The organism is Curtobacterium sp. VKM Ac-2884 (assembly GCF_015350945.1).
GTDB lineage: Bacteria > Actinomycetota > Actinomycetes > Actinomycetales > Microbacteriaceae > Curtobacterium.
Map to the genome: position 1 here is coordinate 253,007 of NZ_JADKSA010000006.1, position 24,285 is coordinate 277,291.

25 protein-coding genes, 1 tRNA gene and 2 pseudogenes are annotated in these 24,285 nt (G+C 71.6%); 17 read left to right on the forward strand and 11 right to left on the reverse strand.

Annotation, left to right across the window (positions count from 1 at the left end; translation table 11 throughout):
- Positions 1-44: 44 nt before the first annotated feature.
- The gene (locus ITJ60_RS16865; protein ID WP_194648755.1) at positions 45-572 is read right to left on the reverse strand and encodes a hypothetical protein; all 528 of its coding nucleotides are present in this window, start codon (positions 570-572) and stop codon (positions 45-47) included.
- Positions 573-718: 146 nt separating this feature from the next.
- Here ITJ60_RS16865 and ITJ60_RS16870 point away from each other — a divergent pair, with 146 nt between their 5' ends.
- Positions 719-1,735: a hypothetical protein gene (locus ITJ60_RS16870; protein ID WP_194648756.1), complete on the forward strand. Its 1,017-nt coding sequence runs from the start codon at positions 719-721 to the stop codon at positions 1,733-1,735.
- A gap of 194 nt (positions 1,736-1,929) precedes the next feature.
- Here the strand turns inward: ITJ60_RS16870 and ITJ60_RS16875 are convergent, their stop codons facing one another.
- Positions 1,930-2,787, reverse strand: coding sequence for a hypothetical protein (locus ITJ60_RS16875; RefSeq protein ID WP_194648757.1), 858 nt, complete (start codon positions 2,785-2,787; stop codon positions 1,930-1,932).
- Positions 2,787-3,431 carry a SatD family protein gene (locus tag ITJ60_RS16880; RefSeq protein WP_194648758.1) on the reverse strand — a complete coding sequence of 215 codons (645 nt, stop codon included), beginning with the start codon at positions 3,429-3,431 and terminating at the stop codon, positions 2,787-2,789. The genes ITJ60_RS16875 and ITJ60_RS16880 overlap by 1 nt, the downstream gene beginning before the upstream one ends.
- Positions 3,432-3,542: 111 nt before the next feature.
- On the opposite strand from ITJ60_RS16880, the gene ITJ60_RS16885 reads away from it, so the two are divergent.
- The 3 genes from ITJ60_RS16885 (at position 3,543) to ITJ60_RS16895 (ending at position 4,395) form a co-directional block, all read left to right on the forward strand.
- Positions 3,543-3,615: transfer RNA gene (locus ITJ60_RS16885), tRNA-Val, on the forward strand.
- Positions 3,616-3,641: 26 nt separating this feature from the next.
- A complete protein-coding gene (locus tag ITJ60_RS16890; protein WP_194648759.1) occupies positions 3,642-3,839 on the forward strand; it encodes a hypothetical protein in 198 nt (65 codons plus the stop codon).
- Positions 3,840-3,843: 4 nt separating this feature from the next.
- Entirely contained in the window at positions 3,844-4,395 is a 552-nt protein-coding gene (locus ITJ60_RS16895) for a hypothetical protein (protein ID WP_194648760.1), read from the forward strand.
- A gap of 117 nt (positions 4,396-4,512) precedes the next feature.
- Here the strand turns inward: ITJ60_RS16895 and ITJ60_RS16900 are convergent, their stop codons facing one another.
- Positions 4,513-5,679 carry a N(5)-(carboxyethyl)ornithine synthase gene (locus ITJ60_RS16900; RefSeq protein WP_194648761.1) on the reverse strand — a complete coding sequence of 389 codons (1,167 nt, stop codon included), beginning with the start codon at positions 5,677-5,679 and terminating at the stop codon, positions 4,513-4,515.
- Positions 5,680-5,804: 125 nt separating this feature from the next.
- Here ITJ60_RS16900 and ITJ60_RS16905 point away from each other — a divergent pair, with 125 nt between their 5' ends.
- The gene (locus ITJ60_RS16905) at positions 5,805-6,794 is read left to right on the forward strand and encodes a hypothetical protein (RefSeq protein WP_194648762.1); all 990 of its coding nucleotides are present in this window, start codon (positions 5,805-5,807) and stop codon (positions 6,792-6,794) included.
- A 3-nt stretch (positions 6,795-6,797) separates the two neighbouring features.
- Entirely contained in the window at positions 6,798-7,130 is a 333-nt protein-coding gene (locus tag ITJ60_RS16910; RefSeq protein WP_194648763.1) for an ASCH domain-containing protein, read from the forward strand.
- Between the two features lie 119 nt (positions 7,131-7,249).
- Here the strand turns inward: ITJ60_RS16910 and ITJ60_RS19410 are convergent, their stop codons facing one another.
- A complete protein-coding gene (locus ITJ60_RS19410) occupies positions 7,250-8,257 on the reverse strand; it encodes a helix-turn-helix transcriptional regulator (protein WP_194648764.1) in 1,008 nt (335 codons plus the stop codon).
- 235 nt (positions 8,258-8,492) lie between these two features.
- Between ITJ60_RS19410 and ITJ60_RS16920 the strand changes: the two genes are divergently transcribed.
- Genes ITJ60_RS16920 through ITJ60_RS16950 form a run of 7 tightly spaced genes read left to right on the forward strand, consistent with a single transcriptional unit; the run spans position 8,493 to position 17,312 of the window.
- On the forward strand, positions 8,493-9,533 hold the full coding sequence (locus ITJ60_RS16920; protein WP_194648765.1) for an LLM class flavin-dependent oxidoreductase: 1,041 nt from the start codon (positions 8,493-8,495) through the stop codon (positions 9,531-9,533).
- Complete coding sequence (locus ITJ60_RS16925; protein WP_194648766.1) at positions 9,530-10,906, forward strand: LLM class flavin-dependent oxidoreductase; 1,377 nt, start codon at positions 9,530-9,532, stop codon at positions 10,904-10,906. Before ITJ60_RS16920 ends, ITJ60_RS16925 begins: the two co-directional genes overlap by 4 nt.
- The gene (locus ITJ60_RS16930; RefSeq protein ID WP_194648767.1) at positions 10,903-12,225 is read left to right on the forward strand and encodes an NtaA/DmoA family FMN-dependent monooxygenase; all 1,323 of its coding nucleotides are present in this window, start codon (positions 10,903-10,905) and stop codon (positions 12,223-12,225) included. Before ITJ60_RS16925 ends, ITJ60_RS16930 begins: the two co-directional genes overlap by 4 nt.
- Before the next feature lie 56 nt (positions 12,226-12,281).
- The gene (locus ITJ60_RS16935) at positions 12,282-13,844 is read left to right on the forward strand and encodes an ABC transporter substrate-binding protein (RefSeq protein WP_194648768.1); all 1,563 of its coding nucleotides are present in this window, start codon (positions 12,282-12,284) and stop codon (positions 13,842-13,844) included.
- Positions 13,841-14,824 carry an ABC transporter permease gene (locus tag ITJ60_RS16940; protein WP_194648769.1) on the forward strand — a complete coding sequence of 328 codons (984 nt, stop codon included), beginning with the start codon at positions 13,841-13,843 and terminating at the stop codon, positions 14,822-14,824. Before ITJ60_RS16935 ends, ITJ60_RS16940 begins: the two co-directional genes overlap by 4 nt.
- A complete protein-coding gene (locus ITJ60_RS16945; protein WP_194648770.1) occupies positions 14,821-15,717 on the forward strand; it encodes an ABC transporter permease in 897 nt (298 codons plus the stop codon). Before ITJ60_RS16940 ends, ITJ60_RS16945 begins: the two co-directional genes overlap by 4 nt.
- Positions 15,714-17,312 carry an ATP-binding cassette domain-containing protein gene (locus tag ITJ60_RS16950; RefSeq protein WP_194648771.1) on the forward strand — a complete coding sequence of 533 codons (1,599 nt, stop codon included), beginning with the start codon at positions 15,714-15,716 and terminating at the stop codon, positions 17,310-17,312. Before ITJ60_RS16945 ends, ITJ60_RS16950 begins: the two co-directional genes overlap by 4 nt.
- 113 nt (positions 17,313-17,425) lie before the next feature.
- On the opposite strand, the gene ITJ60_RS16955 is transcribed toward ITJ60_RS16950, so the two are convergent.
- Complete coding sequence (locus ITJ60_RS16955; RefSeq protein WP_194648772.1) at positions 17,426-18,262, reverse strand: alpha/beta fold hydrolase; 837 nt, start codon at positions 18,260-18,262, stop codon at positions 17,426-17,428.
- 207 nt (positions 18,263-18,469) lie between these two features.
- Here ITJ60_RS16955 and ITJ60_RS16960 point away from each other — a divergent pair, with 207 nt between their 5' ends.
- Entirely contained in the window at positions 18,470-18,784 is a 315-nt protein-coding gene (locus ITJ60_RS16960; RefSeq protein WP_194648773.1) for a hypothetical protein, read from the forward strand.
- Between the two features lie 59 nt (positions 18,785-18,843).
- Here the strand turns inward: ITJ60_RS16960 and ITJ60_RS16965 are convergent, their stop codons facing one another.
- On the reverse strand, positions 18,844-19,176 hold the full coding sequence (locus tag ITJ60_RS16965; RefSeq protein ID WP_194648774.1) for a hypothetical protein: 333 nt from the start codon (positions 19,174-19,176) through the stop codon (positions 18,844-18,846).
- A gap of 104 nt (positions 19,177-19,280) precedes the next feature.
- Between ITJ60_RS16965 and ITJ60_RS16970 the strand changes: the two genes are divergently transcribed.
- Positions 19,281-20,216 (forward strand): AraC family transcriptional regulator, encoded by a 936-nt coding sequence (locus ITJ60_RS16970; protein ID WP_228510597.1) that lies wholly within the window; start codon positions 19,281-19,283, stop codon positions 20,214-20,216.
- Positions 20,217-20,319: 103 nt separating this feature from the next.
- On the opposite strand, the gene ITJ60_RS16975 is transcribed toward ITJ60_RS16970, so the two are convergent.
- A complete protein-coding gene (locus ITJ60_RS16975) occupies positions 20,320-20,982 on the reverse strand; it encodes a GAP family protein (RefSeq protein WP_194648776.1) in 663 nt (220 codons plus the stop codon).
- 17 nt (positions 20,983-20,999) lie between these two features.
- The gene (locus tag ITJ60_RS19180) at positions 21,000-21,254 is read right to left on the reverse strand and encodes a DUF6458 family protein (protein WP_123340453.1); all 255 of its coding nucleotides are present in this window, start codon (positions 21,252-21,254) and stop codon (positions 21,000-21,002) included.
- 251 nt (positions 21,255-21,505) lie between these two features.
- On the opposite strand from ITJ60_RS19180, the pseudogene ITJ60_RS19460 reads away from it, so the two are divergent.
- Positions 21,506-21,787: pseudogene (locus ITJ60_RS19460) on the forward strand (DUF6325 family protein); the annotation flags it as partial.
- A gap of 150 nt (positions 21,788-21,937) precedes the next feature.
- Here the strand turns inward: ITJ60_RS19460 and ITJ60_RS19465 are convergent.
- A pseudogene (locus ITJ60_RS19465) lies at positions 21,938-22,483 on the reverse strand (sulfatase-like hydrolase/transferase); the annotation flags it as partial.
- A gap of 129 nt (positions 22,484-22,612) precedes the next feature.
- Positions 22,613-23,464 carry a mechanosensitive ion channel family protein gene (locus tag ITJ60_RS16990; protein ID WP_194648777.1) on the reverse strand — a complete coding sequence of 284 codons (852 nt, stop codon included), beginning with the start codon at positions 23,462-23,464 and terminating at the stop codon, positions 22,613-22,615.
- Between the two features lie 200 nt (positions 23,465-23,664).
- On the opposite strand from ITJ60_RS16990, the gene ITJ60_RS16995 reads away from it, so the two are divergent.
- The gene (locus ITJ60_RS16995; protein WP_123340467.1) at positions 23,665-24,252 is read left to right on the forward strand and encodes an acyltransferase; all 588 of its coding nucleotides are present in this window, start codon (positions 23,665-23,667) and stop codon (positions 24,250-24,252) included.
- Positions 24,253-24,285 lie beyond the last annotated feature (33 nt).

Genomic DNA, 24,285 nt, shown 5'->3' on the forward strand with positions numbered 1-24,285 from the left:
AGTGGGTTCCGGCGGTCGCTCAGCCGATGGTTTCGCGCGGTCGCTCAGCCGATCGTGGAGACGCCGCGGCGGAGCAGCGCACGGGCCGCTCGAGCGCGGGGGATGACCCACACCGCCGCCCACAGGACCATGCCGGCCCAGAGCAGGATCAACATCGTCGTGATGAGGGCGTCGTGCTGGTCACGCATCGACCACGTCATCGCGATCCACAGCGTGCCGAGGACGACCTTGCCCCAGCCGGCTCCTTCGCGGTCGGCCTGCGCCTGGACGAGCGGGATCCACAGCTCGGCCGGCACGCCGTACGGCACCTGACCGTCGGCGATCCACTCGCGGACCGCGACCGAACGCTCGTACCCGCCCTCGGCACGCCAAGCGCGGAGCTGCAGGTACACGGCGATCGCGGCACCTGCCGCCGCGGACGGGATGCCGACGGAGACCAGGACGGTGGTGGTCGCCTCGGTCCACGACGACAGCACGAGCATGACGAGGACGACCGCGAACGCGGCACCCGTCACCCCGGAGCCGAGGAGCCGCAGCCGCCCGGATTCGTCGAGGACACCGGCACCGTTCACGAGGGAGATGGTACCCGCCGTCCCCGGGGTTCTCAGGTGCGGGTGCGGGTGCGGGTGCGGGTGCGGGTGCGCCCCGAGGTTCCGAGATCTCGGCATCTCGTGGCCCTGTCCGCTCGGGATCGGCACCTCGGCGATCGTCGCGCGGCATGTCCTGGAACCTCACCGCGTCCTTCGGGTTCGGACTGGAGGCCCGTTCCGCGTCGTTCTCCACAGATGCGCCCGGTCGTGGTCGGGCCCGGCGCCTCGTGCGCGATGCTCTCGTCATGGGGAGCCGAGCGCGAGACGACCACCTGCCGAGGCCGTTCCTGGTGCGGCAGGCCATCGCGGCCGGAGCGAGCCCTGCGCGGTTGACCCGTCGAGACCTCAAGGCTCCGGTCCACGGCGTCCGGGTGCGAGCGGACGTCCCTGTGACGGTCGTCGAAGCGATCGCCGTCGTCCTCCGGAGCGACCAGTTCGTCAGCCACACCACGGCCGCACGGCTCTGGGGAGCGCCCCTCCCGTCGCGCCTCGACGGCGAGCTCGTGCACGTGACGGCGATCGGGACCGCGCCGATCATGCGCCGGCCCCAGGTCGTCCCGCACCGGACGCGCGTCGAGGGCCTCCGACCGGATCTCGTCCGTGGCATCCCGGTCAGCCCTCCTGCACGCGCGTGGTTCGAGTCGGCGTCCCTGCTCACCCCGGTCGAACTCGTCGTCCTCGGCGACCACCTCGTCGGCCCGAGCGGGCTGACCACCATCGACGGACTGGCGGCCGCGGTCGTCGCGGGGAGTCGCTCGGCACGACGAGCACGAGCGGCCCTGGACAAGGTACGAACAGGAGTCGAGTCACCGATGGAGACCCGTCTCCGGCTCGGAGTCGTCGACGCCGGGTTCCCGGAACCCGAGGTGAACGTCGACGTCGTGGACGACCGCGGTTCGTTCCTCGGCCGAGCAGACCTCGCCTGGCCGACGCTCCGGATCGCCCTCGAGTACGACGGCGACCACCACCGTGACCGTCGGACCTTCCAGCACGATCAGCGCCGATCGAACGGGTTCGCGGTGAACGGCTGGATCGTCATCCACGCGACAGCTGCCGACACCGGGCGTCCGGCCGTGCTGTTCGAGCGACTCCGGCAGGCGTTCGTCCAACGCCAGGTCGAGGGTCGGGCCCGCCGCACGGCCTGACGCGGCTCCGAAGCGCCCCGATGCCGGGCGGACTCGCTGCGCCGAGGTTCCACAACTCGCCGCCCGTTCGTCGCCGAGGTTCCACAGCGGCGCTCCCAGGGCCCCGAGATGCCGAGATTTCGGAACCTCGGGGACTGCCCGACCGGCCGATGGGCCGATGGGCCGATGGGCGGGCGGGACGGGACAGGCCCGGGTCAGCTGTGCGCCAGGAGCCAGCACATGCCAGCGGCGGCGAAGGCCATCGCCCAGCTCACCAGGCTGCCGATCAGGAAGTACTCCGCCTGGTAGCCGCTCGTCTCGCGCCGGATCTCGGGGAACCGGACGATGCCCTTGGCCGCGATCAGTGCAGCGACCACCGGGAAGGCCCCCGCCACCGCGAACCCGGCCAGCAGCAGTCGTTCGATCGGGCCGATCAGGCGACCGCCCTTGAGGCGCACCGTGCTGTCCCCGGACTGTTCGGCGTCGGCGTCGGAGCGTCGGCGTCGCCCGAACCGGCGTCGGAGGTCGTCGGCCTCGGCGCCCGTGACGGCTCCGCGCTGCAGTCCCGGCGGGAGTGCCTGGGCGACGACCACGTTCGCGGAGTCGACGAGGAACAGCGCCGAGCCGACACCGCCCACGACGGCGGCGAGCGGAACGGCGTCGACGAACGCCAGGCCTGAGCCGTCGTGCCAGTCGACCACGAAGCCCGTGGCGTCGGGCAGTGGCCCCCAGAGGAGCAGCACGGCGACGGCGACGGCGAGCAGGACCGCGGGCCAGGACCCGGACCGCCGCAGCCACCCCCGGGTCGTCGGCGCGTCACGGTCGTCGTCGGCGGTCCCGGTACCGGCTCGGACCGGCGCCGTCGCGGCGATCCACGCCGCCGCGAGCACCACCGTGACGAGGACACTCCACACGGGGACTCCGAGACCGAGCCGTGCCACGGCGGACACCCCGGCCCACAGCACGACGACCGCGATGGTGGTCAGCGTGCGTTGCTGGTGCGCGTCGGCACCGGTGCGGGCCCGGACGACGTCGCCCAGACCGATGAGTGCGAGGAGGATCCCGGCGAGCATCAGCGTTCCTGTCCCACGAGGACCCGGAGGCCCTCGACGATCGCGGCCACGCCCGACTTCTGCACCGACTGGGACACCGCTGACGGGGTGATCCCCTCGGTCGCGGCGATCTGCGCCTGGGTCCGGCCCTGGACGAGGCCGAGCGCGATGCGTCTTGCCCGGGGCGTCAGGCGGGCCAGGACGTGGTCGCGGCTGAGGAAGTAGGCGTTCACGAGTCGCTCCTCGGTGCCGTGGCGATCGTCGGACGCGTGGAACCACGACCGGAGGAAGGACGTCCTGCCGTCTTCACGGCGGTGCGTCTCGTTGATGGCGTCGCGGGCGAACCACCAGGCCGGGCCGTCCTGGAGCGGACCGCTCGTGCCGGACCCCACCGTCCGCACCGTCCCGCGACCCATCCCGAGCCGGACCTGCACCGTCGGTGGCAGCGCGAGCATCGCGGCGGTGCTGGCGACGAGCGCGTCGGTGAGCGTGGCGTAGATCACCTGGAACTCGTCGCCGACGGTCGCGTGCACCGGGTCCACCGGGGTGACGTCGGTCGTCTCGCGGAACGCCTGCTCGACGTCGCGCTGTGCGGCGGGGCGGTCGTCGAGCGTGCGTGAGTCGACGAGGTCGAGGATCACGGCGTAGACGGACTCGTCAGACATGAGTTAAGTGTACGGCTTACTATCGGCGAAATGAAGCCGAGCGCTGAACTGGCCAGCGGCCGGGCTGTCCAGCGCAACGATACGGGGGATCGACCTCTAGGATCGTGTCGCGGGCTCTTAGCTCAGTTGGTAGAGCACTTCGTTTACACCGAAGTGGTCGGCGGTTCGAGCCCGCCAGAGCCCACCGCAGACGCGATCACGGGGGGTCCGATGAACAGCCGACGACACGAGCCGGTCCGACAGCACTCCGTCGACTACTTGCCGGGAACGAGTGGGAACCCGGTCGCGCCGTTCCAGCGCGACCACCAGCCCGGACAGGGTCCGATCCGGCACGACTGGGTGTACCTCGTCCCGATCGGCGCGGTCCTGATCGGCGGGATCATCGCGTTCTTCGTGTGGGGGAACTGACCTCGTGAACGGTCGACCCGGGTTCGTCCGCCTGTTCGCTGGAGTGATCGGTGCGGTGATCGTGTCGGCCGTCGCCCTCACCGGCTGCTCGGACGGTGATGCCGCACCACGTGCATCGCCGAGTGCGCACCCAACCGGAGCGTCGACGACGCCGCGCCCGAACCCGACGACCGACGCGGCAGACTACTTCTCGATCCTGCGGCAGCCGGTCACCGCCGCGGACGCGCTGCCCGAGGAGGACCAGACGACGGCTGCTGCCGACATGGTCCCGGACAGTGCACGGTTCGCGGTCGAGCGCGACGGCACGAAGTACTGGATCGCTGCCGTCGCCGACGGCGGAGCGTGCCTGATCGCACGGAACGATGACCCCGACAGTGTCGACAACTACGCGGTGTGTGCCGGCGGGCAGGATCTCGAGCCGGCATCGGTCATCACGAGCATGATCGACGAGCAGGAACACCAGACCCTCCTGGTGTCCGACGGCTACACCAGTGGCGGACCGGACCCGTTCCAGGAGCTCGCCCCCAACGTCTGGGTGTCGGCGCCCGGCGACTGACCCACACCGCGATCACGATGCGACGCGGTGCGACGCGGTGCGACGAGGTCGTTGTCGAACGACGTCGACCTCGTCGTTGCGCATCGGGTCAGCGCCGACCAGCCCTCAGCGCCCGCGTCAGCCGCCCACCACGTGCGGGTACTCGTCCGAGCGCCCCTGGAACGCGAGGATCGCCGGGTTGCGCACGTGGCCGTCCTCGATCTCGACGGCGCGTCGGATCGTGTCCGAGTCGGCCCACGACGACGTGCCCTCCATGACCGGCCGGAGGAACGGCATGAGCGCCTCGCTGATCTCCCACGTCGTCGAGTTCCAGAGCAGCGACGGACTGTGGTCGACGGCGTAGTAGTTCGTGCTCTCGCCGACGGTGGTCATCGGTTCCGCGAAGGTCGTCGCCTGCGCCCACTCGAACCCCATCCCCACGTCGATCGAGACGTCGACGATGAGGCTGCCCGGTCGGAACACGCCCAGGTCCTCGGTGCGCAGGTACGTGAGCGGGGCGTTCGGGTCCTGGAGTGTGCAGTTCACGACGATGTCGTTCTCGGCCAGGTACGGCGCCAGCGGCACCGGACCGTCCTCGGTCTTGACCGTGTTGCCGCTGGGGTCGTGGTCGTCCTGGCTGATCTGCAGCATGTCGACGGAGGGGATCGGCGACCCCACGGCGGCGATGTCGCGGTTGGTCAGGACGCGGACGTCGTGGATCCCGTGGGCGTTCAGCGCGGTGACGGCACCGCGGGCGGTGGCCCCGAAGCCGATCACGACCGCGGTGAGGCGGCGGCCGTAGTCCCCGGTGGAACCACAGAGCTGCAGGGCGTGGATGACCGAGCAGTAGCCCGCGAGCTCGTTGTTCTTGTGGAACACGTGCAGGCTGAACCCGCCGTCCGACCGCCAGTGGTTCATCGACTCCCACGCGATGAGGGTCAGGCGCTTGTCGATCGCGACCTGGGTGAGGGCGGGGTCCTGCACGCAGTGCGGCCAGCCCCACAGGACTTGTCCGTCCCGCAGGTCCTCGAGGTCGGACACCTGGGGCTTGGGCAGCAGGACGACGTCCGACGCGGCGATGAGCTCGTCTCGGTCCGCCATGGCGCCGACGAGGGGTTCGAGTTGGTCGTCCGTGACGCCGAAGCGGCGACCGTACCCGCGTTCCAGGATGATGTTCGCGCGCAGGTCGGGGTCGATGCGCTCGAAGTGGGCGGGATGGATCGGGAGGCGGCGTTCGTCGGGTTTCCGCGACTCGGCCAGCACCCCGAGGTGCAGCAGCGGCGATGCTGCCGGTGTTTGGGTCATGGTGCACTCTACGGCGGCCTCGCCGACCTGACGTGCTGCGGTTCTCCGCACGATGTGGGCCGGCCCGTCGGAGCTCGGCCAGGATGCACTGGGAGGCGTCGTCCTGCCGGAAGAGGAGTCACCCCATGCGGGTCTTGAGCTACGTCCTGCTCATCGTGCTGATCACGGCGCTCACCCTCGGGGGCACCCTGCTGGCGGTGTTCGAACTCAGCGACGTTTCGGACGTCCTGATCATCGCGGTGAGCGTCAGCATCCCGCTGTTCGTCGTCGGACCTGCGGTGGTCGGGTCGTTGGCGGGCTACTGGGACCACCGGTCGTCCGCGGACAGTTCCCGGTACCTGCGGTGGTGGCTGCTGGGCGTGGTCGCCGTGGACGTGGCGGGTGCGGTGGTCATCGTGCTCGCGTCGGTCTCGGCCGGCGCGCCGGTCTGGGTGCCGGTCGTGCTGATCGGGGGAGCGGCGGTGCTGCTGGTGATCGCGCGGCCACTCGGTGCGCTGTTCCGGCGCACGGAGCCGTCGCCGTCGGCGTACCCGGTCGGCTACCGGTTCGGACCGGCCGAACTCCGCCACACGATCGTGGTGATCGCGGTGACCTTCGGCGTGTCCATCGTCGTCGTGACGATCGGCGTGGTGGTCCTGGCCGCCTTCACCGGGGACGACCCCGTTGGACTCACCCAGGCGGCCTTCCTCGCCGGCCAGCTGGTCTTCACTGCGACCGCGTTCGCGGCCTTGCTCCAGTCGCTGCCGTTGAACGGGCTCTTGCGGGCGTCCGCCGGCCACGACCTCGGTCGACTCCGTCGCTTCGCGAAGATCGTGGCCCGCGGCGCGGACCTGCCGCTCGACCCGGCTGAGCAGGTCGGCGCCGTCCGGTACGCCACGGTGGTCCCACTCGCGCTGCGGTTCCAGCTCGCGTACATCGGGCTGCTCTACACAGCGCTCGCGTTCCAGATGGTGTCGACGTGGATCCGCGGCGACCTCGGGATCCTGCCGCCGGTGTTCCTCGTGCTCATGGTGGCGGTGCTCGTCTGGGTCGTCCCGCTGACGCTCCGCCGGATCCGCCGTGCGACGGCCTACGCCGCGCGGCACGCGGACCTGGTCGACATCGACCAGACTTGATCCGTGTCCCAGACGATCCACTTCCACCAGAAGCACCACGACGCCGTCCAGCGCGGCGAGAAGGTCACGACGGTGCGCTGGCACGAGGACGTCCGCACCGGCTCCGCGGTGTTCGTCTTCGACGAGCACCCCTCGGCGACGCCGTTGACCGGCCAGGTCACTGAGGTGACCGACCACCGCCTGGCGGAGCTCACCCCTCGGGCGGCGCACCAGCCGGCCGACACCGACATGGTCGACTTCGCCCGGCAGCTGCGCGCCAACTACTACCCGGACATGCCGGACGACGCGGTGGTCCAGGTCGCGGTCATCGCGCTCGACGCGACGCCGTCTGCGTGACGTCCGTCAGGGCGGTGGACGGGACGACCTGACGGACGGGAGGCGCGGTGCGGGCCCGCCACGCGCCTCCTGTCCGCCCGTCGGCCCCGCCCAGGGCACGCCGTCCTGCAGCGCACGGGTCACCGGTGCAGCGTGGCCTTCGGGTACTCCCCGTAGCGGCTCGTGTACTCCGCCGAGAACCGGCCGAGGTGGGCGAACCCCCAGCTGCGGGCGACCTCGCTCACCGAGGTGGTCGCGGTGTCGAGTCGCAGCAGGTCACCCCGGACGCGCTGGAGCCGGACGGACCGGACGTAGGCCGACGGCGGCATCCCGAACAGCCGCTGGAACGACTCCTGCACGGCACGGACGCTCAAGCCGGACACCGCGGCGAGGTCCGACACGGCGATGGGTTCCGCCGCGTGCTCGTGCACGTGGTCGACCGCTCGCCGGATCCGGGCGTTCCGGGGTGCCCACAGGGCGCTCGACGGTTCGGCGGCCTTCGGTGGGTACAGGGCGAGGAAGGCGACGGCGACGGCCCGGGTGGCATCCGACCACGCGGTGGAGGCCACACCCTGTGCCGCGAGGACCCGACGAGCGGACTCGAGGACCTGCCGCCAGCGCACGACGGCGTCCGCTGCGGGGACAGCACGCTCGTCGAGGTGCAGGCCGCCGGAGGGCAGGCCGTGGCGCTCCTCGGCGACGGACCGCACGAACGCGCGGGTGAGGTGCACCATGACGGCGTCGTGGTTGCTGGCCTCGACCACGGCGCGTCGTTCGGTGGGCATCAGCGCCGGCACGCCGTTGTCGACCGGCCCGCCGCCGCGCAGGAGGTCGAGCGTGACGACGCCGCCGAGCACCAGGACGACGACGTACGCGTCGTCGGGGGCCACGGTGCCGCGGACGTAGCCGCGCATCTGCGACCGGCGGAGCGTCACGTTGCCGTCACCGACGGCCAGGTACCGGAACGAGTACGCCCCGGTGGTCGGACGGGTCTGCCAGGAGGTGCCCGTGACGAGGCCCGGCAATTGCTCGAGGGCCTGTTCGGGCGAGGACGCCGAGGCCTCCAGGCGGACCGGAGCGACCGCGGTCACGGTGGTCTGCTCGGTGGTGTTCGCGGATGACGTCTCGTCGACGGATTGCTGCGGCACGGTGAATATCCCTGATCGTCTCGAGGAACACAGGAGTTCCGGCGACCGGGGTCCGGGGCAGCTGCCGCAAAGCTACGTCGGTCCGGCTCCGGGCACAAGAGCGGTGATCATGCTCCTGTCCCGCGCGGTGCGCGCTCTCCTACGTTCCGTGACGAATCACTGCGTCCCGTTACGTCGACGCTCGTGCGCGTCGCTCGCTCGTGTTTGCATCGCTCCACTGACGAGGGAGTGTTGTATGACGCACGTCGAACGCACCGCCCGCGCGGCCACGGTGCCGTTGCGGATCGCGGTGTTCTCGCACGGCACCGAGGCGCCGCCGGCGACCCGGGCCTACCGCGAGGAGCTCGAGCTGTTCGCCGCGGCGGAACGCCTCGGGTACGACGGGGCCTGGGTCCGCCAGTTCCACTTCCGACACGACGACGCACCGGCGCGCGGCGGACTGCCGTCACCGTTCGTGTTCTTCGCGGCCCTCGCCGAGCGGACGTCCACCCTGAGCCTCGGGCTCGGAGCGGTCACGCTGCCGCACGAGGACCCGGTCCGGGTCGCGGAGGACGCTGCCGTCCTCGACGCGATCAGCGACGGACGCGTGGAACTCGGCGTCGCGAACGGTGGCGGCCCGGAGACCCTCGACGTCTTCGCGCCCGGTCTGGTCGGGGCCGACCACGACACCCGTCGTGCCGCGTTCGACGAGCAGCTCGCACGGCTGCTCGACGCGCTGCGTGGTGCGTCACTCGGCACGGGGACCGCACGCCTGAACCCGGACGGCAGCGGGCTGCTCGACCGGATCTGGGACGCCACGCTCAGCGCCGAGAGCGCCGCCATCGCCGCCCGTCGGGGGCACGGGGTGCTGATCGGCACCACGCAGACCGTGCCGGCCGAGGTCACCGCGGACGCCTACTACGCCGCGCTGCCGGACGACGCTGTTCCCCGGGTCGCACTCTCGACGGCGATCTACCCGGCCCCGGACCGCGACACCGCGCTGCGCGAGGCGCGTGCGGGCATCGAGGCGAAGTACGCGTGGGGCGAGTCGTTCCTGCCGCCGGCGACGACCCTGGCCGAGAAGGCCGCGTCGCTCAACCTGCACTACGGCACGGCCGACGACATCGCCGAGTCGATCGCGTCGAAGCCGTACTCCCGGTACGCGACGCAGCTCAACGTGCAGGTCGACGACGGCTACTCCGACGTCGGTGCACGGACGGACGCCCTCGCGCTGTTCGCCGAACAGGTGGCCCCGCAGCTCGGCGCCGTCCTGGCCCACGAGGCGGTGACGGCATGACCCGCGACGGCGGCCTGGTGCTCGGCGGGATGGTCTTCTACCCCGGCGGCGAGCACGTCACGAGCTGGCGCCTGCCGGGCAGCGAACCGGACGCCTACCTGGACGTCGAGTACTACGTCCGGTTCGCGCAGACGCTCGAGCGCGGTGGGTTCGCGACGCTGTTCATCGCCGACGAGCTGTACGTCTGGGACCGCTTCGCGTCGGGCATCGACCACGCCGTGAACATCCGCACCGAGCCCTTCACCCTGCTCGGTGCCCTGTCGCAGCGGACCGAGCACATCGGGCTCGCCGCGACGGTCTCGACCACCTACAACGAGCCGTACCACGTGGCCCGGAAGCTGGCGTCGATCGACCACCTGAGCGAGGGCCGGGCCGCCTGGAACCTCGTGACGAGCGCCTCGGACGAAGAGGCCTGGAACTTCGGTCGCGACGCGAACCTCGACCACGCCGTCCGCTACCGCCGGGGTGCCGAGTTCGTCGACGTCGTGCAGGGCCTCTGGGACAGCTGGGACGACGACGCGTTCCTGTACGACCAGGAGTCCGGGTACTTCGCGAAGCGCGACGGACTGCACGTGCTCGACCACGAGGGCGAGTTCTTCCGCGTACGCGGGCCGCTCAACATCGCCCGGCCGCCGCAGGCCCACCCGGTGCTGTTCCAGGCCGGGGCATCCGAGGCCGGCCGTGCGCTGGCCGGTGCGAAGGCCGAGGGCGTCTTCACCCTCTGGCAGGACGACCTCGCCGACGCACAGGCCCTGTACGCCGACTACAAGCGCCGCGCCGTCGAGCACGGACGTGACGCGTCGTCGATGCTGATCCTGCCGGCGGTGTCGCCGGTGATCGGCGACACCGAGGCCGACGCGCTGCGGCAGCTCGACGAGATCGAGGAGCTGACACCGGACCGCGTCTCGCTCGACCTGCTGTCCCACTACCTGCAGACCGACCTGTCCGACCGGCCGCTCGACGCACCGTTCGAGCACGTCTTCGACGAGACGGCGATCAACCAGTCGAAGTCCGTCTACGAGTCGATCCGCCGCATCGCCGCCGAGGCCACCACGCTGCGCGAGGTCTACCGGACGATCCTGCGCCGTCGGTTCCTGCCGGGCACGCCCGAGCAGATCGCCGACTGGCTGACCGAGCGCTACGAGCAGGACGCCGCCGACGGCTACATGCTCGCGTTCTCGTCGATCCCGGTGAGCGTCGACCGGTTCGTCGACCAGGTGGTGCCGGAGCTCGAACGTCGTGGCGTGTACGACCGCGCGTACCGCGGCGACACCCTGCGGGAGCACCTCGGGCTGGCGCGACCGGCGAGCCGGTACGACGGTTCGGCAGCCGCGCCCGCGCCAGCGGCTGTCGACCAGGAGGCGTCCGCATGAGCGACCGCATCCTGCTGGGCGCCTTCGCCTTCCACCCGGGAGGCGCGCACGTCACCGGGTGGCGGCACCCGTCCTCGCGTCCCGCCGAGCACCTGAGCATCCGGCACCACCGGCACATCGCGCAGACCGCCGAGCGCGGGGTGTTCGACACGCTCTTCCTCGCCGACGGCCTGTACTTCTGGGACCGGTACCCGTCGGGCGTCGACCACTACGGTGCGCTGCGGCCCGAACCGTTCACGCTGCTCGCCGCGCTGTCCCAGGTGACGTCGCGGATCGGCCTCGCCGCGACCGTGTCGACGACGTACAACGAGCCGTACCACGTGGCCAGGACCCTCGCCTCGCTCGACCACCTCAGCGGTGGGCGAGCCGCGTGGAACCTCGTCACGAGTCGTTACGACGAAGAGGCCCGCAACTTCGGTGGGGACGCCCACATCGACCACTCCCGGCGGTACGAGCGCGGTCGCGAGTTCGTCGACGTCGTCAACGGTCTGCTGGACAGCTGGGACGACGACGCGATCGTCGCCGACCCGGCGTCCGGGGTCTTCGCGCGCCGCGACGGCCTGCACCGTCTCGACCACGAGGGCGAGTTCTTCCGGGTGCGCGGGCCGCTGAACACCGCCAGGCCGCCGCAGGGCCACCCGCTGCTGTTCCAGGCCGGCGGGTCCGAGTCCGGGCTGGAACTCGCCGCGGACACGGCCGACGCGGTGTTCACCCGTGGTGGCTCCACCGCGGACGTCCGACGCTTCGTCGACGACCTGCGCGCCCGCGCCGTCCGGCACGGCCGCTCCGCCGACGCGGTGAAGATCATGCCGTCGGTGATGCCGGTCGTGGGGGAGACCGCCGCCGACGCCCGAGCGGAGGCGGACGCGATCCTCGCCCTGACGCCGGACGCCCTCATCCTCGAGGACGTGTCGCACCAGATCGGGCAGGACCTGTCCGGCCGCGACGTCGACGTGCCGTTCGACTACGCCGAGGAGTTCGACACCTCGAACGAGACCCGCTCGCCGAAGCCCGCGGTCGAACGGCTGCTCGCCGACGGCCCGGCGACGCCCCGCGACGTCTACGCGTGGTCGTACCGCCGGAGCCTGCTGACGGGCACCGGTCCGGAGATCGCCGACCGGTTCGAGGAGCTCGCCGACGACGGTGGCGCCGACGGCTTCATCGTGCAGTTCCCGTACCTGCCCGGCGGGATCGACCGGTTCGTCGACCACGTCGTCCCGGAACTGCAGCGCCGCGGCCGGACCGCGACGGCGTACGACGACCTCACCCTGCGCGAGCGCTTCGGACACCCCCGGGTGCCGGACCACGCGCACCGCTGACCGCTCCACCGCTCCCTGCACAGCACCCCTGCAACCCGAACCCCTAGGAGTCATCCGTGACCGTCGACCTCACGTCGCGGCGGCGTCGCCTCAAGCGCCTCGCCCTCGCGGCCACCGCGTCCGCCCTCGCCCTCACGCTCGCCGCGTGCTCGTCCGGCGGCGACGCCTCGCCCGGATCGTCCTCGGACACCGGCACCTACACGCTCGGGCTCCAGGAGCCCGACAGCACGATCAACCCGCTCACCACCTCGGACTACAACGCGATGTTCATCGTGGGGTTGGCGTCCGAGGGCCTGCTCAGCCAGGACGCGAAGGGCAAGCTCGAGGGGCGTCTGGCCGACTCGTGGAAGGCGTCGTCCGACGGACGCACCTGGACGGTGCAGCTCCGCGACGACCTGCAGTTCTCCGACGGTGCCGCGCTCACGAGCAAGGACGTCGTCGCGACGTTCGACTCGATCATCGGCAAGGACAGCCAGTCGCCCGGCAAGTCGAGCTTCGACGGCATCCTGCAGTCGGTCGCCGCCGACGGTGCCTCGACCGTCGACTTCACGCTCGCCAAGCCGTACGCCGACTTCCCGTACCTGCTCACGGGCTCGAACACGACCATCCAGCCGGCCGGCTTCGACGCCGGCGCGAACTGGGCCAAGCAGCCCGTCGGCGCCGGACAGTTCGTGCTGACGAAGTACTCGGCCGGCCAGGGCGCCACGTTCACGAAGAACCCGGACTACTGGGACGCGAAGGACGTGGAGCTGCAGCAGGTCGACGTGAAGTTCTACGCCGACGACCAGGCCCAGCTGCTCGCGTTCCAGAGCGGGGAGATCGACCAGATCGCCGCCAGCCCCACTGCGACGTCGACGCTGCGGGCCTCGGACTACACCGAGACCGAGCCGTACTTCAACAAGTTCGACGGCATCTTCCTCGACGTCACCAAGGCGCCCTTCGACGACCCGAAGGTCCGTGAGGCCTTCGCCCTCGCGCTCGACCGCGAGGAGATCGTCAAGACGGTCTACGGCGGAGCCGCCGAGGTCGGCAACGACACCACGTTCTTCCCGAGTTCGGCGATCCAGCCGAAGGGACTCGAGCAGCGCGAGCAGGACAAGGCGAAGGTCGCGGACCTGCTCGGCGGCAAGACGGTCTCCTTCGAGATCACGACGCTCGACGCCGAGAAGGCCCTCGCCCAGGTGGTGCAGCAGCAGCTCGAGGCGGTCGGCGGGTTCGACGTCACCCTCAAGGTGCTGACGAGCGCGCAGTACTACGCCGACGGCGACGACACCCCGTGGCTGAACGCCCCGGTGACGATCACGAACTGGGCGCAGCGCCTGCCCGCGCAGTACGTCGACCTGATCTACCGCGACGGCGCCGTCTGGAACGCCTCGAAGTACTCGAACCCGGAGCTCGAGCAGCTGACCGACCGGTACGAGTCGACGACCGACGAGTCGGAGCGGCAGGACCTCGCGAACCAGATCGCCGAGATCGAGTGGACCGACCTGCCCGTGATCGTCCCCGCGTTCGCGTCGAGCAGCATCCTGCTGCAGAAGCGCGTCACGGGCACCTTCCGGTCGGGGCAGGACTTCCCGGGCGGGTTCGACTTCCGGGGCATCGGGGTCACCGCGTCATGAGCACCGCGCGCCGCCGTCGTCTGCTGACCCTGGTCGGGCAACGGGTCGTCCAGATCCCGCTCGTCCTGGTCGTGGTCTCCGTCCTGACGTTCTGGCTCGTCCAGGTCGTGCCGGGTGACCCGGGCCGGAACGCCCTCGGGCAGTACGCGACGGCGGCGCAGGTGCGCGCGTGGAACGTCGACCACGGGCTCGACGGGTCCCTCGTCAGCCGGTACCTGCACTGGATCAGCGGGTTCGTCACGGGGGACTGGGGCACGAGCTTCGTCTACTCCGAGCCGGTCCGTGACCTGGTGCTCGGCCGTCTCGGCAACTCCCTGCTGCTCGGTGCGTACGCGTTCGTCATCATGGTGCCGGTCGCGATCACGCTCGGTGCCGTGCAGGCGTACCGGCAGGGTCGCCGCTCCGACCGGGCCGTCACGGTCGGGCTGCTGACGATCTCGGCAGTGCCGGAGTTCGTCGTCGGGATCGTGCTGCTGCTCGTCTTCGCGGTCTGGCTGCGGGTGGTGCCGGTGCAGGCGTCCGGTGCGCTCGACGCCGGGTTCGGCGAGCGGCTCCGGGTGCTCACGCTGCCCGCCGTGGTGCTCGCCGTGGCGTACCTCGCCGTCCTGACCCGGATGGTGCGTGCGGGGACGATCGAGACGATCCGGTCGCAGTTCCACCGCACCGCCGTGCTCAAGGGCCTGACCACCGGCCAGGTCGTCCGCCGGCACGTCGTCCGCAACGCGCTCATCCCGACGTTCTCGGTGCTCGGCATCTACCTCGGCACCCTGCTCGGCGGCAGCGTCATCGTGGAGACCCTGTTCTCCTACCCGGGCCTCGGCGCGCTGCTCGTGTCGGCAGCCGAGCGCAAGGACGCCCTGCTGCTCGAGAGCGGGGTGATGCTCGCCGGAGCGCTCTCGCTCGGCGCGCTCCTGCTCACCGACCTGCTGTTCGTGGTGGTCGATCCCCGGATCCGCTTCGAACGGGCGGCCACCGCATGACCGCCGTCGTCCCCGGTGCCGTCGAGACCGATGCCCTGGCCGGGCGTCCGCCGGCGTCGACCACCACGGGCACCGCACGGGTCACCCGCCGCGGCTGGCGCGGACTGCTCCGGCGTCCCACGTTCCTGGTCTCCGTGGCGATCCTGCTCGGGTGGGTCGTCCTGGCCGTGGGCTGGCACCTGCTCGGCCTGCAGCCCTTCGCCCGCACCGGCGAGCTCCTGCAGGCACCGAGCGCGGCGCACTGGTTCGGCACCGACTCGCTCGGTCGCGACGTCTTCGCCCGCGTCGCCGCCGGGGCCCGGCCGGCGCTCGTCATCGGCCCGTTCGGCGCGGCACTGGCGACCGTCGTCGGCGGCACCCTGGGCCTGCTCGCCGGCTACCACCGCGGCTGGGTCGACACCGCCCTGATGCGGTTCTTCGACGTGCTGCTCGCGTTGCCCAGCCTGATCTTCCTGGTCGTCCTCGTCGGTGCGTTCGGGGTGTCGACGCCCGCGCTCGTCCTCATCGTCGGCGTGCTCTTCGCCCCGGGCATCGCGCGGATCGTCCGGGCCGCGGTGCTCGTCGAGATGGGCAAGTCCTACGTCCAGGCCGCACGGCTGCAGGGCGAGAGCGCCGTCCGGGCGATGGTCACGGAGCTGCTGCCGAACGTGATCGGGGTCTTCGTGATCCAGGCGGTCCTGAGTCTCGGTGCCGCGATCTTCATCACCGCGTCGCTGTCGTTCCTCGGGCTCGGTTCGCAACCACCGGCCGCCGACTGGGGGCTCGACATCAACGCGAACCGCGCGTACCTGCAGGCCGCGTGGTGGACGGTCGTGTTCCCGGGTGTCGCCGTGGCGTCGATCGTCGTGTCCGCGAACCTGATCGCCGACAACCTCAAGGAGGTCTCCGAGTGAGCGAGCAGCCCCGGACCACCGGCACGACCGACGCACTGGTCCGCGTCGAGGGGCTCACCGTGTCGTACCGCGGCACCCGGGTGGTCGACGACGTCGCGTTCGTGATCGAGCCCGGTGGCTCGTACGGGCTCGTGGGCGAGTCCGGCTCCGGCAAGAGCACCGTCGCCGGCACGCTGACGGCGTCGCTCGGCCCGGACGCCGCCGTCGGGTCGTCGGCGCTGGTCGTCGACGGCGTCGACGTCGCGTCCCTGCGCGGTGAGCGCCTCCGGCGGTTCCGGCGCGACGTCGTGGCGGTCGTCCACCAGGAACCGGGCCTCGCCCTCAACCCGACGATGACGGTCGGACGCCAGGTCGCCGAGGTCCTGCGCGCCACGGGCTCCGGCCGCGCGGCTGCGGACACCGCGACGATCGAGGCGTTCACGCGGGTCGGGCTGCCGTCACCGACGACGATCGGCGTGCGGTACCCGCACGAGCTGTCCGGCGGTCAGCAGCAGCGCGTCGCGATCGCGATGGCCCTGGTGGCCCGTCCGCGCCTGCTCGTGCTCGACGAACCCACCACCGGCCTGGACAGCACGGTCGAGGCGGGCATCATGGCGCTCATCGACGAGCTCCGGACCGAGATCGGCTTCGCGACCCTGCTCATCAGCCACAACCTGCCGCTGGTCGCCGCGCACTGCGGCCGGGTCGGGGTGCTCCGCCACGGGGTGCTCGTCGAGGAGGGCACCGCGACCCAGGTGCTGCTCCACCCCACCGAGCCGTACACGAAGCAGCTCGTCGACGCCCTGCCCGACATCACGACGGGCAAGGCAGGAACGGCGGGCAAGGCCGACACGTCGGCCGACACCGCGCAGCACGACGTGCTCGCGACGATCAGGGGCCTCCGCAAGGAGTACGACGGCGCCGTCGCCCTCGACGGCATCGACCTCGAGCTGCGCCGCGGTGAGGTGCTGGGCGTCGTGGGGGAGTCCGGCTCCGGCAAGACGACCTTCGGGCGAGCCCTCGCCGGACTGGTCCGACACGACGGCACGATCACGCTGGACGCGGGCGACCGGACGCCGACCGGCACCCCACCCGTGCAGGTCGTGTTCCAGAACGCCGACGCCTCGCTCAACCCGCGACGGACGGTCCGACAGGTGCTCGGACGGGCGATCCGGCTGCTGCACGGCGACGGCACCGCCGAGCAGCTCGCGGCGCGGGTCGGGCTGCCCGCCGACGTCCTCGACCGCCGGCCGGCCCAGCTGTCCGGCGGCCAGAAGCAGCGCGTGGCCATCGCCCGGGCGTTCGCCGGACCGGTGCCGCTGGTGGTGTGCGACGAACCCACGTCCGCCCTCGACGTCTCGGTGCAGGCGCGGATCCTCGACCTGGTGCTCGACCTGCAGCGCACCACCGGCACGACCTGCGTGTTCATCTCGCACGACCTCGCCGTCGTGCGCCGGGTCGCCGACCGCATCGCGGTCTTCGACACTGGTCGCGTGGTCGACGTGGGCCCTGCGGAGCGGCTGTTCGACGCGGGCGCGCACCCGCGCACCCGCGAGCTCGTCGCGGCCGCGCTCGACCTGCGCCGGCGCGCCGGTCTGATGGCTCCCGCGGCCTGAGTGGGGCCCTGGACCTGCGCACAGGGCGGACTGGAGGCCCGTGGCGGGTCCGCCACGGGCCTCCAGTCCGCCTGTCGGTCGTGTTCACCGCCGCGGACGCTGAGCGTTCCGCGCTACTTCGCGAGGAACGCCAGCACCACGCGGTTCCACTCGTCCGGGTGGCTGACGTTGACGCCGTGCGGGCCGCCGGACACGACGTGCAGCTCCGAACCGGCGATCGCGGCGTGCGTGCGGGCCCCCGAGCCCTCGTACGGCACGGTCGCGTCGCCGTCACCGTGGATGACGAGCGTCGGCACGGTGACCTTCGGCAGGTCGTCGCGGAAGTCGGTGTTCGCGAAGGACGCCATCGCCTCGAGCGCGGCGGTCTTCGACGCCTGCTTCGCGAGCGTGAGGGCCTGCTGCCGGTCCTCCTCGGAGACGACCAGGGTGCCGTCCACCGAGAAGAAGTCGGTCGTGAACTGGTCGTAGAACGCGTCCTCGTCCTTCGTCAGGCCGGCGGTCATCTCGGCCGCCTGCTCCTTCGGCAGCGGGCCGTCAGGGTTGTCCGACGTCTGCAGCAGGTACGGCGGCACGGCGGAGGCGAAGACGACGCTGTGCACCCGCTCGGTGCCGTACTTCGAGAAGTACCGGGCGACCTCGCCGCCGCCCATCGAGAAGCCGACGAGGGTGACGTCCTGCAGGTCGAGTTCGGTGAGGATCGTGTGCAGGTCCTCGGTGAGGTGGTCGTAGTCGTAGCCGGTCTTCGGCTTGTCGCTGCGACCGAAGCCACGGCGGTCGTAGGTGACGACGCGGTGTCCGGCGTCGACGAACGCCGGGACCTGCTTGTTCCAGGACTCGCCGGACAGCGGCCAGCCGTGGATCAGGACCACGGTGCGGCCGGAGCCGCCGGTGTCGTCGACGTGCAGGTTCGTGTCCTTGAAGAGCCCGTGGTGGGCGGTGATCTCGGTCAAGAGTCGCTTCCTTCCGGCGCCGCACTGGTGGCGGCACGCACCTCGTTGCTACCAGCGGGATCCCGAGCGACAGCGCGGAGTGGACAGATCCCTCGGCGCCGTCTCCGGCGTCGCTTTCTGTGACGCGCGCGGCGGCCGCGGCCTACTGTCCAGCAGGATCAGGGAACCGTCACCGCGGCGGATGCCCCTCGTCACGAGGGAGCACCGATGAAGTACGTCAACTACGCGGGGACCGTCCGGGTCCTGACCGGCGACACGGTCGCCGACGCGGTGATCCGGTACGCGGCCGCCCTGCACCAAAGCCGGTTGAGCGACGTCGTGTCGGTCCCGACGACCGACGAGTTCGGCGCGGCCAGCACGGTGGAGCTGCTCCTCGCACCCGCGGTGGCGGTAGCCCTGGAGCCGGCGCCCGACGACGACCTGGAACCCGAGGGAGGGGCGTTCCTGGCCGAGATGCGCCGGCGGACCGAGGCCGTCCTGGCGGTCGACGCCAGCAGGTTCCCGACCGATCTCGGCCGGTGAGCGCGGTGAGCGCGGTGAGCGCGGTGAGCGCGGTGCGTGTTCCTCCGACCGCGCTGCGGTCAGGCGACCGGTCCGTCGCCCGTCAGGTCCGAGCGGGTGTCGGCGTGGATCGTCTCGGGGTGGTCGAACGTCCGCGCTGCAGCACGCAGGCGTTCGACGAACTCACCGTTCTCGACCTCGAGCTCGTCCTCGTCTGCGTCGGCGACCACGATCTCGCTCGACGGGCCGATGAGCATCTTCGTGGTCGTCATCGTGCCGTCCTCCGCCACCGTCGGGATCGCGATCGCGTCGGCGCGGCTGCCCCCGGCGAGCGCAGCGGCGTACTCGATCACCGCGTCGGCGACGTCGTCGCTGGTCAGGATCGTGGAGCGGTCGTACTGGATGTACTTCATGTCGCATCAGTCAAACGCGCGGATGCTGGTCGTCGTTCAGGAAACCCGGCGCGTCGTGCGTTGCGCGGATGCCGACATGTCGCGAGGATCATGACGTGCCCGAGATGATGCACCGCACGCAGCGCGAGATCAGGACAGACGAGCCGTCGGTCGCGGCCGAGGCGCTGTCGGTGACCCACGTGACCCACGGTCTGACCGTCGAGGCGACCGGTGAGGGCTTCGTCTTCGAGGAACGCGTGCGGGGCACCGCCCTGCTCTCCCTCGAGTCGACGCGGTGCACGGGCACCCTGAGCGGCGCGGTCGAGCCCGGACGGGCGATGATGATCGTCTGGGTGAAGTCCGGTTCGGCGCTCGTCGACGACAACCCGGTGCAGATCGGCCGCCCGGTGCTCTACCGACAGGATCCCCAGCGGTTCCGGTGGGTGGACTTCCAGCACGACGTGCTGCGCATCGACCGGACGATCGTCGAGCAGGTCGCCGCCGAGCGCGGTGACTGGGCTCCGGGTCCGCTGGAGTTCCGTCCCCGACACGTACCAGAGGGGGCGCCGCTCGCCGCCTGGTGGCTCATGGTCCGGTCGGTCGCGCAGGAGGTCCTGCAGGGTCCGACGGACGTGCCGCTCGAACGGGAGCGCGAGCTCGCCCGGTTCGCCGCCGGTGGCTTGCTGACCGCGATCCCGCACTGGCCGGTGGGACAGCACGAACCGGTGATGGCGTCGACCGCGCGCTTCGCCCGTGCCGAGACGTTCCTGCTCGACCACGCGACCGAGCAGATCACCGTCAACGACGTCGCCGAGGCCGCGGGTCTGAGCGTCCGCGGCGTGCAGGCGGCGTTCCAGCGGCACCACGGCATCACGCCGACGATGTACCTGCGTCGGATCCGGCTCCTGCTCGCCCGGGAGCAGCTCGAGGCAGGCGACGACCGCAGCGTCGCCGAGATCGCCCGGGCGACGGGGTTCGCGCACCTGGGCCGGTTCGCGGGGAGCTACCGGCAGGAGTTCGGGGAGCTGCCGCGGCAGACGGCGCTGGCGGCGCGGGAGTAGCGGTCCGGCGGTCGGTCGGCGGCCGGTGGTCGGTCGTCGTCGGCGACCGGCGATCGGCGGTCGGTCGTCGGCGGCGGCCGCCCGACGGCTCGTGCGTGGGGCGTCAGAGCCGTCCGAGGCCGTCGCCGACCAGGACCGCGCCGACGAGCACGAGGACGACGACGGTCACGGCGCGCGAGTTGTGCCGCAGCCAGGTGCGGAACCGCTCCAGGTCCGCGCGGGCCGGTTCCCCGCCGACCAGCGCGAAGACGATCGGCCCCGTCACCGTGGCCGTCATCAGCAGGGTGCTCGCCCCGACGAGGACGGTCGACGGCACCGCCGGCAGCTCCGCGGGGGCGAGCACGATGCCGACGCCGGACGCCAGGAGCAGGGCCTTCGGGCGCAGCGCGAGCACGGCACCCACGGCGAGCGCGACGGCGGGTCGGACGGTGCCGACTGCCGCCGTCAGGAGTGCGCTCGTCCGGCTCGGTCCCGCTGTGGCGGGGCGCCGGAAGACGACCCCTGCGGCGAGGACCGAGACGACCCCGAGCAGGCATTCACCCAGGCCGAGGCCCGGTGATGCCGTCGCCGGCAGGTCCACGACGAGGACACGGCCGAGCAGCGCGGTCGCGGCGACCGTGACCACGAAGACCCCGGTCACCGAGCCGACGGCGAACAGGACGGCCGGACCGAGGCCGCGACCGCCGAGCAGCAGGGTGAGCACCGCGGCGATGGGGACGGAGCTCAGCGCACCGGCGATGGGGAGGGGCAGGAGCTGGCCGATCACGGCGAGCACGGTGCCGGTCAGACCCCTCGGTCGTCCTCGTCGACCCGGCGGACGACACGCTGTCCGGTCACGGGGTCGATCTCGGTGACGACGCTCGTCGTGGCACGGCGCGGCCGGAGCCGGAGGACGATCCCCAGCACGAGGACCAGGAAACCGGCGACCATCAGGATGTAGCCGATGAGCTGGATGTCGATGCCGACGACCGTGAAGTCGAACGCGAACGCCATGATCGCGCCGACGACGAGCAGGAAGATCCCACCGCCGATGCTCACGGTGTCACCGCGGGTCGTGCTGTCACGGGGTTCATGGACGCAACGATCGACGGCCGGTGCCGGCGGTGCATCACCCGCCCCGGGTGATCTGCGGAGGCGTGCCAGATCACCCGCTCAGGGTGGTGCCCGACCCGTTCCGGCGCGGCTACACCTGGTGCCATGACCACAGGGGAGGCACCGTGACCACCTTCACGTACGGCCCGGCCGAGGTGTTCGTCGTCTCGTTCCGGGGCGAGCTGCCCGACGACGCCGTGCTCGGCGCGCTCGTCGACCTGACGGACGCCGAGACGGTCCGGGTCCTCGACCTGCTGCTCATCAGCCGGGCCGAGGACGGCACCGTCCACGTCCGCGAGCTCGATGACGTGACCAGGACCGGCACGTCCGGCTCGGTCGCCCTCGAAGGCCGCGGCCTGGCCGCCAACGACGACGTCGACCAGGTCGCGGACACGCTCGCGCCCGGGACCTCGGCCGCGATCGTCGTGATCGAGCAGCTCTGGGCCAAGGACCTGGCGGAGCGGTTCGCCGACAGCGGGGGCCAGCTGCTCTGGAGCGCACGCGTCCCCGCACCGGAACTCAACGACCTCGCCGCTTCGGCGCACATCGGGGTAGGAGACACCATGCCGTTCCGACGATTCGGCCGACCCGGCCTGCTCGGGCTCGCTGCACGGACCGCGGTAGTGGTTGTCCTCGGCGAGCGAGGGGTACCAGTTGTTCGTCTCACCGCCGATGAAGCCGTAGAACCGGTCGTAGCCCTGCGCGAGCGGCCAGTTCTTCTTCGAGGCGCCCGCTGTCCACTCGTCGATCGGGACGTTGTGGTTCTTGCCGACCCAGAACGTGGACCACCCGGCGTCGCGGAGCACGTTCGCCATCGTCGCGTTCTCGGGCGGGATGTGGGAGTTGTAGCCGGGGAACCCGGTCGACGACTCCGAGATCGTGGCGAAGCCGTTCGCGTGGTGGTTCCGGCCGGTCAGGAACGTCGACCGCGTGGGGGAGCAGAGCGCCGTGGTGTGCCACTGCGAGTAGGTGAGGCCGTTCGCGGCGAGCCGATCCATCGTGGGCATCTGGATCCGGCCGCCGTACGGCGACCACGCTGCCTGCCCGGTGTCGTCGTAGAGCACGACGAGGACGTTCGGGGATCCCTTCGGCGCCTTCGACGGGATGAACGCGTCCCAGTCGGCGACGGAGTCGCGCACGTCGAGTTCGATCTTGCCGGAGAACTGCTTGGCCATGGTCTGCTCCTGTTCGTTGGTCTGTGCGACGAGCCTCACGGCCCGGCACGTCGACGTGCACGCCCGGAACGGGTGAGATCGCACGGCCCCGCACGGCCCCGCACGACCCCGCACGACCCCGCAGAACCGTCAGTCCACGGCGTCGACGAGCGCGGTCAGGAACCGTGGTCCGTCCGACGACACCGAGCAGGTCAGGCCGGTGCCGCCGAGCGCCACCGCGACCGCGCGCACCACCGACGACCGGGCGGCCTCGCGGTCGTCGTACGCGGACCAGAACCGGATGGTGATGTCCGCCCAGGCCGGCGTGATCGTGTGCAGGAAGACCTCGGGATCCGTCGACGACACCGAGGACCCGGAGGACACCGAAGCCACCGAGGCCACCGAGGCCACCGCGTCCAGCAGCACCGGGCAGACCCGGTCGAGGTCCGGCGACCCGTGCAGCCGCGCCCGGACCTCGCTCCGGACCGCCCCCGACTCGCTGGCGTTCCAGAGCGGGTTCTCGAGCAGCATGGTGTTCGGGATCCGGATCGTCCTGCCGTCCGAGGTGGCCAGCAGGACGGCACGCCCCGTCAACTCGACGATGCGGCCGGCCACGCCCTCGACCTCGATCGAGTCGCCGATCCGCACCGGTCGTCGGGCCTGGATGACCAGACCCGCGCCGAAGTTCGCCGCGATCCCGCGCAGGGCCAGGAACGCGACCGCGCTGATGATGATCACCGCGGCGAGCACCGGCTGCAACGGCGCTCCGAGCACGGTGAGGACGATGCCGATCGTGAGCAGGAGGATCGAGTAGCGCACGAGACGCGCCACGAGGTTCGTCCCGCTCGGTCCGAGCCCGCTCCACTTCGCCAGCGCCACGACGACGCCCCGCCGGGCCCACACGGACGCGAACCACCCGACGACCAGGACGACGACGGCGAGGACCACGTCCCAGGCGCCGAAGGACGAGTTCTGCACCAGACCGTTCACGATTTCCTGCATGTCGCCTCCCAGCCGCAGCACGGTAGGCGAGCACGGGCGCTGCCCGGATCGCACCGACCGGGTGAGATCGCCGTCGTGCCGGCCGGCGGGCGATACCGCAAGGATCGCGCAACCACCAGTGCGTCCGTTGTCGAGCCGCCCGGCAGCGCCTACGTTTCGGCTGTGCGACCCCGCACCGTCCCCCGAACCCAGGAGGCCGCATGGCCACGCCAGCCGTCCCCGTCCCCGTCCCCTCGACGTTCGCCCGACGCCTCCGCGAGGACGTCGCGCACGCCCGAGAGCACGTCCTGCTCACGGCTCTGCTCGGCTCGCCGTTCCTGCCGCGGGTCGTGCGACGGCTCCTGCTGAACGCCGCGGGCGCGCACGCCGAGTCGGCCCCCGGCGTCGGCTTCTCGCTCACGGGCGACCCGCGCAACCTGTCGGTCGCGCGAGGCGTCTACTTCAACCGCGCGACGACCATCGAGGCCATCGCCCCCGTCAGCATCGGTGCGAACGCCGCGATCGGCATGCAGGTCCTCATCATGACGAGCCACCACGCGATCGACGCCGACGGCCGGTGGAGCGACACCGCGACCGGCCGTCCGGTCGTCATCGAGGACCGCGTGTGGATCGGCGGCCGTGCGACGATCCTGCCCGGCGCCCACATCGAGCACGACGTGGTCGTCGCGGCCGGCGCGGTCGTCACCGGGCGCCTGCTGGCGCACGGCGTCTACGCCGGCGTACCGGCGAAGCGCATCCGTGACCTGGCCGGGGCGGACCCGGCCACGGACCGCACCGCGACCGCCTGACGGCCTGGAGGCCCGTGGCGGGGCCGCCCCCGG